Consider the following 13,249-nt stretch of genomic DNA (forward strand, 5'->3'; position numbering starts at 1 on the left):
GTGCGTCTTCTTTTCACGATTATGCGCTAGAGCATTTCCGTTTTTCTTCGATTCACGAAAATGCTCTATCTCTTTGTTTTGACGCAATTCCGAACGCAAAACCGCTGCACACTTTTGCTGGAATTGCTCTAGCCCGGCGTATCCTTGTCACGCGATAGGAAGACCGCCTCGTAACCGCCGATGAAACGCTCGAAAAGCGCTGCGAAGCGCTCGATATCCTGCTCCGGCCAGTCGGAGACGATCTCGGAGATGATCGCCAGTTTCTGCGCGACGATCTCGGCAAGCAAATTCTGGCCGACCTCGGTCATGACGACGACAATCCGCCGCGCATCGGCCTGCGAAGCCTCACGGCGCAGCACGTTTCGCCCGACCATCTCGGCCACCACCCGGCTTGCCCGTGACGGGTCGATGCGCAGCATTTCCGCGATCATGCCGACCGTGACCTCGCCGGCAGGCTGCGCCCGGCGGACCGCATCGAGCACATCGAGATGCGAAAGCTCGAGACCAGGCGCAGCGCTCTGAATCGCCAGCCGGCCGATCAACCGTCGCCCGGTCATCAACCGCATACGACCCATGCTCCGGCCGATGCGAGGCACGTTTTCCTCATCCGGCTCTACCGGTTGCGTGGGAGTCTTGGTCAGCACGTCGCTCATCACGGAACCATAACAGAGCCGTTTCGGAATTTGAATATGCCAATGTCATTAATGTGCCATTGACAGATATATGCTGTTAGCACATAAAAGAGCGGCAAACCCGGAATGATGCTCCCATGGACATGCAACTCGCGCCTGCGCCGCTCGTGACGGATCCTCGTCGCCGGCTCATCCTCTTCTTCTTCCTGATGACGGCCATGTTCATGGCGACGCTGGATAATCAGATCGTTTCCACGGCGCTGCCGACGATCGTTGGCGAATTCGGCCATCTCGAGCGCTTCGGCTGGATCGGCTCGGCCTATCTCCTGTCGCTGAGCGCCGTCATGCCGGTCTATGGCAAGCTCGGCGATCTCTTCGGCCGCAAATATGTGATGATGACGGCGATCACGATCTTCACCGTCGGCTCGGCGGTCTGCGGCCTTGCAATTTCGATGAACACGCTGATTGCCGCCCGCGTGCTGCAGGGTCTTGGCGGCGGCGGCATCATGGTGTCGATCTTCGCCGTCAACGCCGATCTGTTCGAACCGCGCGAGCGGGCGCGCTATCAAAGCTATTCCAGCCTCGTGCTGATGGCCTCAGGCGCGATCGGGCCCGTGCTCGGCGGCACGATGAGCGATCTCTTCGGCTGGCGGTCGATCTTCCTCGTCAATGTGCCGATCGGCTTCATCGTGCTCACCGGTCTCGCCTTCATGCTGCCGTACCGAAAACCGCATCGCCGCCCTAAGATCGACTATGCCGGTGCGCTCCTGCTCGCACTGACGACGACCAGCATTGTGCTTGCTACCGACAGCAGCGAACTGTTCGGCGCGTTGATATCGCCCCAGAGTATCGGCATCGTCGCCTTCGGCGTCGTCTGCGCCGTCGCCTGGGTATTCACAGAGCGCCGCGCGCCGGAGCCGATCGTTCCCCTGCAGCTCTTCCGCAATTCGACCTTCAGCCTGCTGCTGGTGATCTCGATCATGGGCGGCGCCATCGCCATCGGCATGGTCAATTATCTCGCCCTCTTCCTGCAGACCACCACCGGCCTGTCGCCCTCTGCTGCCGGTCTGCTCTTCATTCTTCTCACCGGCGGCCTCGTCTGCGGATCCCTGACGGCAGGCCGCATCATCTCGAAGACGGGGCGCTACAAGCCCTTCGCCATCGCCAGCCTCACCTGCAGCGCCACCGCCTTTGCGCTGTTGTCGCAGGTCCATGCGGGAACGCCGATCGCCTTCATCGGCGCGATCATGATGCTGCAGGGCATCGGCATCGGCCTTGCCCAGCAGGTTCCCATCATCGGCGTCCAGAATGCAGCACCGGCGCGCGACGTCGGCGCCGCCACCGGCTCGGTGACACTGTCGCGCATGGGCGGCGCGTCGATCGCCATTTCCATCTATGGCGCCATCATCGCCACCGGGCTCGGCAAGGTCGGCGTCTCCATTCCCGGTGTCGCCGATATCGAACAGCTGACGCCGAAGATGATGGCTGCCCTTCCCGAGCCGAGCCGCCAGGCCGTCGCCGATATCTATGCCGCCGCCTTCTCGCCGCTCTTCATGACTGCCTGCGCCATTGCGCTGATCGGCCTTGTGGCTGCTATCATGCTGAAACCTGTGCAGCTGCCCCGCGCCGGCGAGGCGAAGATGCCGCAAGCGACGACGGCGGAAGCCGCGGAATAACCCGAATTGTACACGCGGAATACTTCATCAAAAGGCGTTCTTTCCGCAAGACAATGATCAGGGGTTGCAATTTTCTCGCACGACTGTCGCCAACGGGCCGGTTACTTCAATCGGTCCGTTCTTTTTCCGCACCATGGACGAATCTCCGCTTTGTGACGGAACTTTCGCCATAATTTCATCCGAGCGAAGGGAGGCCTCACTGCCCGAGGCTTGCCAAAATGCAACGGCGCCACATTTAAACAGAGTCTCGCTATGCAACCGATGCGTAAATCAGCTACAGCAAGGACTTGTATCGGCCGATTGTGCAGCGCGAGATCAGGGGTGCGCACCCGTTGAATTCTCCTTGCCACGGTCGGTCCGAACCTGCGGTAAACCGGCAATATAGCGACATGATGCGGAGAACCAGACTGGATAGCTTGACGACGTGGAAATCGCCCGCGCTTTCCAGTGATGCCATCTCCGCGCCGCGGCGCTTCGCGCGTCGCCTGATGCTGCTTTCGGCCATCACTATGGGAATGACTGGTTGCCAGCCGCTGATCGAGCAATCCTATCAGCCGACAGTCTCCCCCTCTTCCAATCCGCAGATCGTCGACGAGGTACAGAAGAACGACCCGCGCGCGGCGATGGGCGCCCGTGAGCATCCGCGCATCGTGGCAAGCTATGGCGGCGAATACAAGGACGCCAAGACCGAGCGCCTCGTCGCCCGCATCGCCGGCGCGCTGACGGCGGTGTCGGAAAATCCGAGCCAGTCCTACCGCATCACCATTTTGAATTCTCCTGCCATCAACGCCTTTGCCCTGCCGGGCGGTTATCTCTATGTCACTCGCGGCCTGCTCGCCCTGGCCAACGACGCCTCTGAGGTCGCCGCCGTGCTGTCGCACGAGATGGGCCATGTGACGGCCAATCACGGCATCGAGCGGCAGAAGCGCGAAGAGGCTGAGGTCATCGCCAGCCGCGTCGTCGCCGAGGTGCTCTCCAGCGACATCGCCGGCAAGCAGGCGCTCGCCCGCGGCAAGCTGCGGCTCGCCGCCTTCTCCCGCCAGCAGGAATTGCAGGCCGATGTCATCGGCGTGCGCATGCTCGGCGAAGCCGGCTACGATCCGTATTCCGCCGCCCGCTTCCTCGATTCCATGGCGGCCTATAGCCGCTTCATGTCGGTCGATCCCGAAGCCGACCAGAGCCTCGACTTCCTGTCGAGCCACCCGAACTCCGCCCAACGCATCGAGCTTGCCCGCGCCCATGCCCGCGCCTTCGGCCAGGAAGGCGCGGTCGGCGACAAGGGCCGCGATTATTATCTCGACGGCATAGACGGCCTGCTCTACGGCGACAGCCCGGAAGAAGGCTATGTGCGCGGTCAGACCTTCCTGCACGGCGGCCTGGGCATCCGCTTCGACGTGCCGCCGGATTTCCACATCGACAACAAGGTCGAAGCCGTGATGGCGACCGGCCCGAACGACATCGCCGTCCGCTTCGACGGCGTCGCCGACAATCAGAACCAGAGCCTCACCAACTATATCTCCAGCGGCTGGGTGACCGGCCTCGACCCGTCGACCATTCAGCCGATCACCATCAACGGCATGGAAGCAGCGACCGCGCGCGCCAGCGCCGACCGCTGGGATTTCGATGTCACCGTGATCCGCAACAATGCGCAGATCTTCCGTTTCCTCACCGCCGTGCCGAAAGGCAGCGACGCCCTTGAGCCGACGGCCAATGTCCTGCGTGCGAGTTTCCGGCGCATGACGCCGGCAGAGGCGGCCTCGCTGAAGCCGTTGCGCATCCGCGTCGTCACCGTCCGGCCGGGTGAAAATATCTCGACGCTCGCCGCCCGCATGATGGGCACCGACCGCAAGCTCGATCTCTTCAAACTCATCAACGCCCTGCCCACGGGTGCAGCCGTTTCACCCGGCGATCGCGTCAAAATCATCGCCGAGTAAAAAAAGCCCGGCTGGCGCCGGGCAGTCTGTGCTGCTGGAGGGAATATGTCGCGCAAAACTGTCAGCCGTTTTGCGAGAACGACATGCGTAAAACAACTCCGGAAAAAGTGCGAAGCGGTTTTCCTGGAGTTGTTTTAGATTCAGGCGTAGGCGGCCATATGCGGATCGGCGCTGACGAGCGCACTGCGGAGCTTCTCCATCGCCCGGCTTTCGATCTGCCGCACACGTTCCTTGGAAATGCCGAGATCGGCCCCGAGTTCTTCGAGCGTGGCACCGTCTTCCGCCAGACGCCGGGCGCTGATGATCTTCATCTCGCGTTCGTTGAGATGTTTCAGCGCCGAGGCGAGCCAGACGCGGCGGCGTTCGCCGTCGATCATGTTGGAAACCTGCTCGTCCGGCAGTGGATCGTCGCTGACGAGGAAGTCCATCTTCTCCGCACTCTCGGCATCGCCGGAGACCGAAGGCGCCTGCAGCGAGGCGTCGTTGCCGGAAAGCCTGGCATCCATGGTCTGTACATCGGCGAGGCTGACGCCGAGCGCCGCGGCGATTTCCTGGTGAATGGATTGCAGCGTCAGCTGCGTGTCACCCTTGGCGAGCTTGGCGCGCAGACGACGCAGATTGAAGAATAGTGCCTTCTGCGCCGAGCTCGTGCCGCCGCGCACGATCGACCAGTTGCGCAGGATATAATCCTGGATCGAAGCCCTGATCCACCAGCTGGCATAAGTGGAAAAGCGCACATCGCGTTCCGGCTCGAAGCGGGCGGCGGCCTCCAGAAGGCCGACATACCCCTCCTGCACGAGGTCGCTCATCGGCAGGCCGAAATTGCGGAACTTGCCCGCCATGGAGATGACGAGGCGCATATGAGCCATGGCGATCTGGTTGCGCGCGCCGCGATCGTCATGATCCTTCCAGCGGATGGCCAGATCGTGTTCTTCCTGACGGGCGAGATAAGGGGCGGCCATCGCGATTTTGATCATGCGCCGATCTGCAGACATGTTCTTCATTTCGATCTCCTGAAACAGGCCTCTCGCCCTAAATGAACAATAAAACTCACCTGCCGGAACATCGCTGTCCGGATTGAAAGGGGTTCTGAATGCATAAAAACCTCGCCCCTGGACTTTTCAGGGGGAGGCCCTATTTCACATCATGTGCCGTTAAGACGGCTGGGCTGGACCTGTTTCTTCACGTTGCCGGATGGGCAATATTGAAAAGGCATGATCCGCTCCTCATCGAACATTGACGGAATAGCAACTCGCCCGTCGAGGCAGCGCCCGGCGAGCAGTCCGCAATTACGTGTGTTAAACGCGGCAGTCGGGAAAAAGTTCCAATAAAAAAACCCGGCTTGAAGGCCGGGTTTTTTGGATGGGAAAACAGGATCGCCTTAGGCGGCTTCGTCCTGCGAATCGTCTTCTTCCATCACCTTGCCGCGCTTCGGACCCTTGTTGAGATTGGTCTCGACGAGGCGGACGGCTTCGGTTTCCGACATCTTGTTGACGGCGGCGATTTCGCGCGCCATGCGGTCGAGCGCAGCCTCATAAAGCTGGCGCTCGGAATAGGATTGCTCGGGCTGGTTTTCGGCACGATAGAGATCGCGCACGACTTCAGCGATGGAAATCAGGTCGCCGGAATTGATCTTGGCATCATATTCCTGGGCGCGGCGGGACCACATAGTGCGCTTGACGCGCGCCTTGCCCTGCACCACCTTCAATGCACGCTCGACGAAATCCGTTTCCGAAAGCTTGCGCATACCGATGCTCATCGCCTTCGCGACCGGAACTTTCAGCCGCATCTTGTCCTTTTCGAAATCGATAACGAAAAGTTCGAGCTTCATGCCGGCAACTTCTTGCTCTTCGATGGCGGTGATGGTACCGACGCCGTGAGCGGGGTAGACGATCGATTCACCGGTCTTGAAGCCATGGCGTGCTGTAGAAGGCTTTTTCTGCTGAGTCGTCATTCTATTCAAAAACTCCCTGTTACGCTTCCGGCGGCGGCCGGAGCCGGGTCAGTCAGGCCCGGGTGAGACGGTAGTATCCGTCGGGTGACTTCACTCTGATCCCATCGGGCAAAAGCAAAGAACTTCTCGCGCACGACTTGGGACCCGGCGCTCAAAGCGTTGATATGTCACGGAAACCGCGTACGGATTTGTTTTGCTTTCGTGATGGTTTTGGGCATGCGTCATGCCACAAATGGAACAGTAGACAAAACCTATCATAAAAATATGAGGAAATCAATAATTTGCTTCGCTTGAGTCATGCGGGCAACACATGTCACCCATATGCCTCACGCAGCTTTTAAAACGTTTTGCGCCGCGGCCGCCCGAATTCGGCGACCGAATGTGGGCGCAGTCTCAATCGCCGGAGCCGGGTTTTTCGGAGAAATATTTCTCGAATTTTCCGGTCTCGCCATCCATTTCCTTGGCCTCGGGCAATGGGTCCTTCTTGACCGTGATATTCGGCCAGATGGTGGCATATTCGGTATTGATCTTCAGCCATTTGTCGAGACCCGGCTCGGTATCGGGCTTGATCGCCTCGGCGGGACATTCCGGCTCGCAGACGCCGCAATCGATGCATTCGTCGGGATGGATGACGAGGAAATTCTCGCCCTCATAGAAGCAGTCGACAGGGCAGACTTCCACGCAATCGGTGTATTTGCACTTGATGCAATTGTCGGTCACGACATAGGTCATGAAGAACTCCAGGATTTCCATGCGGATGGGGCCGGCCAACCTGGAACGTCGCGCCTATCCCCGTGCCGGAGGAAAAGCGTGGACAGGCTTGGGAGGCAAGCACGCTTCCGGCAGGTTGTCAGTGACCTATCGGCTTTGGCGCCGGATTTCAAGGATAAACGATCTGCAAAAGCAGCCACAGCAGAGAGAGTTTTCTAATCCTCGTCCGACATCAGCCTGTCGATTGCGCGTCTTTCCTTTTTGGTCGGACGGCCGGAGCCGGTCGCCCGGATCGCCTGCTCGTAGGGCGTGAGACGTTTTGCCTCATCGGGCGGCGGCGAGAGGTCCTCGTAGAGCAGGCGAGCCTCCTCGTACGGCCCGCGTCGCTCGCCGGCGAGGCGCACGACGAGAACCACGTCCCGCCGCTCCAGCGTCAAGTCGACACGGTCGCCCGGCTTGACCATCTGGCTCGGATGATTGCAACGCTCGCCGTTGATGCGCACATGGCCCGATTGGACATGGCTCTGCGCCAACGACCGCGACTTCGCCATGCGCGCGAAGAACAGCCACTTGTCGATGCGCTGGCGCGAACCGCTTGTCGGCTGTGTCTCCCCGCTCATGATTACTTCTTCATCTGCTCCTTGAGAGCCGCGAGCTTGGCGAAAGGTGAATCCGGATCGATCGGCTTCTCCTTGCGGGGTGGCTTCGCCTCGAAGCGCAGCGGCTGCGAACCGCCGCGATTGTTGTTGCGGTCGTTACGATCGTTGCGGTCACCGCGGTCCTTGCGATCGCCACGGTCCTGCCGGTCGCCGCGCGGCTGGTCGCCCCGTGGCTGGTTGTTGCGGTCGCCTATTGCCTGCTGCGGCCGGGCGCCATCGCGATTGCCGCCGTCCTTGCCGCGATTGTGACGATTATTATCGCGGCCTTCGCCGCCGCGATTGCCCTCGCCGCCTTCACCACCGCCCGGCCGGCGATTGCGGTCGCCGCGTTCCTGGTTCTGACTGCGCTGCTCGCCCTGGCCGCCACGGCGTTCGCCATGCCCGCCGCGCGCCTGGCGCTGATTGTCGTTGCGGCCGCCGAGACGCCAAAGAAGAACCGGCTTCGGTTCCACCGGCTCGCCGGCTTCCCCGGAAGCAGGCACGGCTTCCTCGGGAGCGGACACCGCTTCCCCAGACGCCGACACCACTTCCTCGGAAGCGGATGCAGCCTCCGTCGGAGCCGAGGCTTCGGCCGGAGCGGGCGTTTCGACCGCTTCGGTCACAGCCGTGTCGACAACAGCCGCAATCGCCTCGGCCGCGGATGGCTCGGCAGCAGTTTCTTCCGCCGCCCCGTCGGCGTCGTCGTGATCGGCCTTTTCGGCTGTCTCGTCCGCAGGCGTTTCAGTGGCAGCCGGCACTGAGGCCGCATCCTGCGTCGCAAGATGGGCCGATGCCTCTTCCGCCTTCACGGCATCGGCACGATAGCCGAGACCCTTGAGGATTTCCTCCATGTCCTCGAGCGTCGCACCGAGGATCGACAGCATCGCCGTCGTCGTCGTGAAGCGGCGGCCGTCATAGGCGCCCTCCGGGCGGTTGCTCTGACCGGGCTTCCACTGCAGCAGCGGACGGATGATATCGGCAAGTCGTTCGAGGATGTCGATGCGCACGGCACGCTTGCCGAGGAACCGGAAGCCGGCGAGCTTGTAGAACATTCGCTCGAAGCTCGGATCGGTGACGACGGAGGTGCGGCCGGCAGCCAGCACCGGAATGAGATCGCCGTAGCCCGGTTTGTCCAAACCGTCGTTCTTCAGCGCCCAGAGAAGCGTGATGAGCTCGGCCGGCGCCGGCTTCAGCAGTGCCGGAACGAAAATATGATAAGCGCCGAAGCGCACGCCGTAGCGGCGCATGGAGGCGCGGGCCTCCTGGTCGAGCGACTTCACTTCGTCGGTGACGTCGCGGCGGAACAGCACGCCGAGATTCTCGACGAGCTGGAAGGCCAGCCCCTTGGCGAGACCCTGCAGGTCTTCGGCGCGCGACAGATCGTCGAGCGGCTTCAGCACCGTGCTGATATGATGATTGACGAAGCGCTCGATGCGGGCGGCGACATGATCGCGGGCATTGCCCGTCAACTGCTCGTCGGCGAGCAAGATCACGCGCGGACGCATGATGTGATCACTGCCCGAAAGCCGCGCCACCGGGTCGCCGATCCAACGAATCAACCCGTCCGCCCCGATCGCCAGGTCGCTGTTGCCGGCGGCGTGAATTCGCGCCGCACGGGCCTCGAATTCGAGCGCGAGCGCTTTCTGCGACGCAGCCTGAACCGCCTTGGCATCCGGTCCGTCCGTTCCCGCCACCGGCGTGAAACGGAATCCGCTCAATTGCCCTACATGATGTCCTTCAACGAAGACATCGCCATTCACACTGATTTCAGCTTCCAGCATCGCATTCTCTCTCAGGCGCTTCATGAGCACAGATGTCCTGCGATCAACAAAGCGTTTCGTCAACCTCTCATGTAACGCATCGGACAATCGATCTTCGATTTCCCGCGTCTTTTCCTGCCAATGTGTCGGATCGGCAAGCCAACCAGGCCGATTCGAAACGTAGGTCCAGGTCCTTATCTGCGCGATTCGCGCCGAAAGCGTGTCAATTTCCCCATCTGTCCGATCGGAGCGATGGACCTGCTCCGCGAGAAACTGCTCGTTCACCGTGCCATAGCGGACGAGATCGGAAAAGAGGGTGGAGATAAGATCGGCATGTTGTGCCGGGGTGATACGCCGATAGTCGGGAAGCGCGCAAGCCTCCCAGAGTTTTTCGACGCGGGCCGGCCTGTCGGCAAGACCGATGATCTCGGGATAGCGCGACAGCTGCTCCAGCGCCTGCTGGTCGACCGCAGGCAGCGCCCGCGTCAGACCCGGTACGCGCGGCCCTGCCTCGAGGCTTGTCCGCAAGGATTGAATCGAGGAGAAGTCCATCTCGGTCGTGCGCCACTGCAAAACCTTGACGTTGTCGAATTCGTGCCCCTCGATGCGCTGCACCAGCTCCTCGTCGAAGGGCGAGACCTGTCCGGTGACGCCGAAGGTCCCGTCGCGCACGTGCCGACCGGCGCGCCCGGCAATCTGGCCGAGTTCGCCCGGATTGAGATTGCGGAACTGGTAACCGTCGAATTTCCGGTCCTGGGCGAAGGCGACGTGATCGACATCGAGGTTGAGGCCCATGCCGATCGCATCGGTCGCCACCAGATATTCGACATCGCCCGCCTGATAAAGCGCCACCTGCGAGTTGCGGGTGCGTGGGCTCAGCGCCCCGAGCACGACCGCCGCGCCGCCGCGCTGCCGGCGGATGAGCTCGGCGATGGCATAGACCTCGTCGGCCGAGAAGGCGACAATGGCCGAGCGCTGCGGCAGCCGGGTGATCTTCTTCTGCCCGGCATAAAACAGATGCGAAAGCCGCGGCCGCTCGACGATCGTGATGCCGGGCAGGAGCTGCTGCAGGATCGGCTGCATCGTCGCCGCGCCGAGCAGCAGCGTTTCCTCGCGGCCGCGAAGATGCAGGATGCGGTCGGTGAAGATATGGCCGCGCTCAAGATCGCCGGCGAGCTGCACCTCGTCGATCGCGACGAAGGCGGCCTTGGTCTCGCGCGGCATCGCCTCGACGGTGCAGACCGAAAAACGCGCATTCGGCGGCGAAATCTTTTCCTCACCGGTGACCAGCGCCACATTCTGCGCCCCGACCTTCTCCACCACCCGCGTATAGACCTCGCGCGCCAGCAGCCTGAGCGGCAGGCCGATCACGCCGGTCCCGTGCGCGACCATGCGCTCGATAGCATAATGGGTCTTGCCGGTATTGGTCGGCCCGAGCACCGCGGTCACACCGCGTCCACTCAGAATCATCGGCTGCGAAGTCAGAATCATCGGTCCATGCAAATGAGGCGGGCACCCCAGAAAAATCTCGGCTTCTCGATGGAAGCCAGAGAACACATGGACAGCTGCCGCCGCAAACGCAAGGGCAGATTTCAAAATGCAGCGACGAATACGACCTTTGCGAGTCTCGCGGAACATTCGAATATGCGATTCGGAACAGCCTGAGAACGAATCAGCGACGAATCGCTGACTCCCGGCGATTCAGCTTTTGTTCACGGCTAAGTATTGATTTTGAATCACTTTTTCCCACTAGATGCTGAATCGCGGGACTCTCTCCTCTTCGCATGTTCGCGGTCGTAATCGGCGATTTCAGCGCGGACTTCAGCAGGCGAAAATCCGCCCGGAAATTAACCTCTCGACCAAAGCCGGAACGAATCGGAGACGAATCGCTGACTCCGCTATTTTCGCCTTTCGTTCACGCCCATATCTGGTGGCGTTATCAGTTCGGTGCGCTAGATGCGGACGGGCGGCTGATCGCTTCGCCTCGCCTTCTCGCAAGCCCATTAATCTTTTGGAAGCCGGATTCAGACGGCGTTAGGACAAGGCGGCAGGATTGGCGCGCCGATCAAATACGGAACGAATCGCTGACGAATCGGCGACATCGCGACTTTCCCTCTTTGTTCACCGCAACATATTGTATTTAAAGACCTTTTTAACCATACTGATAATTTTGGGGGATGACCGAACTTAAAGCGCGAATCAAATCTCGTCACATTTCCGCCATGTAACCGGGAACAAAAATCGCCAATGCGTGTTTCCAGTCCATCCAAATTGCGGATGAAATGAAGGAAACACACCATGCTTGGCACCATACTACTTGTTATCCTCATTCTGCTCTTGATCGGAGCCCTGCCGAATTGGGGTTATAGCCGTGGCTGGGGCTATGGACCTTCCGGCGGTTTGGGGCTAGTTCTCGTAATTATCATTATCCTTGTACTAATGGGCCGCATCTAAAGGCCAATAACCTGGGGAGTTACGACATGATGAAGAAGATTGTTCTTATTGGTGCCCTCGTCGGCGCCCTGGCATCCTGCACAGCGACCGAACAAGGTACGGCCATCGGCGCCGGCACCGGTGCGGTCATCGGCGGTGTCGTCACCAACAGCTGGGGTGGTGCCGCCGTCGGCGCCGTTGCCGGCGGTTTGACCGGCGCTCTCATCGGCCATTCGGTCGAACGCCGCGGCTACTGCGTCTATCGCGACCGCTACGGCCGCCGCTACGAGGCGCGTTGCCGCTACTGATCGGCAGAAGCATATCGGACTCCCAACGGGCGCTTCTGCGCCCGTTTTTGTTTGCCGGCGGCATCCGTCAACAAGACGTTGACAATTGGTCGTGAAAGTCAAATCTACCGCCGCCAAACGGACAGGCACATATTCCTTCGTCAGCGCAACGGACAGGCGGAGCCGCCCGGCGCACCTGAAAGGAAACGCTTCCATGACCCAGATTTTCCTGAATTCCCTCGTCGCCGTTCTCATCGCGTCGGCTTGCCTGACGACTGCGATATTAGCCCTCGGCAGCGAAGATCGCTCGATGCGGAAAGTACCGGCCAGGATTCGGACGAACACCGACCACCGCTCTTGATCCAGCAAATGAAATGAGGCGCGTCCTGCAGACGCGCCTCGCTTTTAAACTGCGTGTAATCCGTAGTGTGGCTTAGGCGAAGAACTGCCCGCCATTGGCCGTCAGCGTCGAACCGGTGATGAAGCCGGCATCGTCGGAGGCGAGGAAGGTGACGCAACGCGCGATCTCTTCCGGCTCGCCGAGACGGCCGACGGGAATCTGCGGAATGATGCGTTCGTTCAGCACCTTCTCCGGCACGGCCAGCACCATTTCCGTTCCGATATAACCGGGGCAGATGGCGTTGACGGTGATGTTCTTGGCCGCCCCTTCCTGGGCCAGCGCCTTGGTGAAGCCGAGATCGCCCGCCTTGGCGGCCGAATAGTTCACCTGACCCATCTGGCCTTTCTGGCCGTTGATCGACGAAATATTGACGATACGGCCGAAGCTGCGGTCGCGCATGCCTGTCCAGACCTGATGCGTCATGTTGAACAGGCCGGTGAGGTTGGTATTGATCACGTCGTGCCACTGCTGCGGCGTCATCTTATGGAACATCGCATCACGGGTGATGCCGGCATTGTTGACGAGGATTTCGACCGGGCCGAGCTCGCTTTCGATCCTGGCGATCCCCTCGCCGCAGGCGGCGTAGTCCGAAACGTCCCATTTGAACACCGGAACCCCTGTGGCCTCGTGGAAGGCCCTGGCCTTCTCGTCGTTGCCGGCATAGTTGGCGGCAACCCTATATCCGGCATTTTTCAGCGCTACGGAAATCGCCGCGCCGATGCCACGTGTTCCCCCGGTGACCAGAGCCACTCTGCTCATGTTCCACTCCCCTGTTGTTTTTTGCCCACCTCTTGGTGGGCTTTTCAATCAATGACGGATCGTAC

The 13,249-nt window shown here is 60.8% G+C and carries 12 protein-coding genes; 5 read left to right on the forward strand and 7 right to left on the reverse strand.

From position 1 onward, the window contains the following. Nucleotides 1-128: 128 nt before the first annotated feature. On the reverse strand, nt 129-653 hold the full coding sequence (locus tag PO860_RS19665) for a MarR family winged helix-turn-helix transcriptional regulator (RefSeq protein ID WP_273884425.1): 525 nt from the start codon (nt 651-653) through the stop codon (nt 129-131). A 116-nt stretch (nt 654-769) separates the two neighbouring features. On the opposite strand from PO860_RS19665, the gene PO860_RS19670 reads away from it, so the two are divergent. Together PO860_RS19670 and PO860_RS19675 are read left to right on the forward strand one after the other, a co-directional pair. Further along, nucleotides 770-2,308: an MDR family MFS transporter gene (locus tag PO860_RS19670; protein ID WP_273884424.1), complete on the forward strand. Its 1,539-nt coding sequence runs from the start codon at nt 770-772 to the stop codon at nt 2,306-2,308. A gap of 389 nt (nt 2,309-2,697) precedes the next feature. Further along, nucleotides 2,698-4,242, forward strand: a complete 1,545-nt coding sequence (locus tag PO860_RS19675; protein ID WP_273884423.1) for a M48 family metalloprotease — start codon at nt 2,698-2,700, stop codon at nt 4,240-4,242. A 140-nt stretch (nt 4,243-4,382) separates the two neighbouring features. Here PO860_RS19675 and PO860_RS19680 read toward each other — a convergent pair whose 3' ends face one another. The 5 genes from PO860_RS19680 to PO860_RS19700 all read right to left on the reverse strand — a co-directional run bounded on the left by PO860_RS19680 (nt 4,383) and on the right by PO860_RS19700 (nt 10,796). Next, complete coding sequence (locus tag PO860_RS19680) at nt 4,383-5,246, reverse strand: RNA polymerase factor sigma-32 (protein WP_012559312.1); 864 nt, start codon at nt 5,244-5,246, stop codon at nt 4,383-4,385. Between the two features lie 377 nt (nt 5,247-5,623). Continuing rightward, nucleotides 5,624-6,196, reverse strand: coding sequence for a CarD family transcriptional regulator (locus PO860_RS19685; protein ID WP_273884422.1), 573 nt, complete (start codon nt 6,194-6,196; stop codon nt 5,624-5,626). Between the two features lie 393 nt (nt 6,197-6,589). Next, a complete protein-coding gene (gene fdxA, locus PO860_RS19690) occupies nt 6,590-6,928 on the reverse strand; it encodes a ferredoxin FdxA (RefSeq protein ID WP_003567552.1) in 339 nt (112 codons plus the stop codon). Between the two features lie 194 nt (nt 6,929-7,122). Continuing rightward, entirely contained in the window at nt 7,123-7,527 is a 405-nt protein-coding gene (locus PO860_RS19695) for an RNA-binding S4 domain-containing protein (RefSeq protein ID WP_272783543.1), read from the reverse strand. Between the two features lie 2 nt (nt 7,528-7,529). Further along, a complete protein-coding gene (locus PO860_RS19700) occupies nt 7,530-10,796 on the reverse strand; it encodes a helicase-related protein (protein WP_273884421.1) in 3,267 nt (1,088 codons plus the stop codon). Between the two features lie 807 nt (nt 10,797-11,603). On the opposite strand from PO860_RS19700, the gene PO860_RS19705 reads away from it, so the two are divergent. The 3 genes from PO860_RS19705 to PO860_RS19715 all read left to right on the forward strand — a co-directional run bounded on the left by PO860_RS19705 (nt 11,604) and on the right by PO860_RS19715 (nt 12,386). Continuing rightward, entirely contained in the window at nt 11,604-11,759 is a 156-nt protein-coding gene (locus PO860_RS19705) for a DUF3309 family protein (RefSeq protein WP_003543790.1), read from the forward strand. 26 nt (nt 11,760-11,785) lie between these two features. Beyond that, nucleotides 11,786-12,046 (forward strand): YMGG-like glycine zipper-containing protein, encoded by a 261-nt coding sequence (locus PO860_RS19710; RefSeq protein ID WP_183608520.1) that lies wholly within the window; start codon nt 11,786-11,788, stop codon nt 12,044-12,046. A 193-nt stretch (nt 12,047-12,239) separates the two neighbouring features. After that, nucleotides 12,240-12,386 carry a hypothetical protein gene (locus PO860_RS19715; protein WP_273884420.1) on the forward strand — a complete coding sequence of 49 codons (147 nt, stop codon included), beginning with the start codon at nt 12,240-12,242 and terminating at the stop codon, nt 12,384-12,386. A gap of 72 nt (nt 12,387-12,458) precedes the next feature. Here PO860_RS19715 and PO860_RS19720 read toward each other — a convergent pair whose 3' ends face one another. Then, a complete protein-coding gene (locus tag PO860_RS19720; RefSeq protein ID WP_273881358.1) occupies nt 12,459-13,184 on the reverse strand; it encodes a beta-ketoacyl-ACP reductase in 726 nt (241 codons plus the stop codon). Between the last annotated feature and the right edge of the window lie 65 nt (nt 13,185-13,249).

Source organism: Rhizobium binxianense, from assembly GCF_028994275.1.
In the GTDB taxonomy this organism is placed as follows: Bacteria; Pseudomonadota; Alphaproteobacteria; order Rhizobiales; family Rhizobiaceae; genus Rhizobium; species Rhizobium binxianense.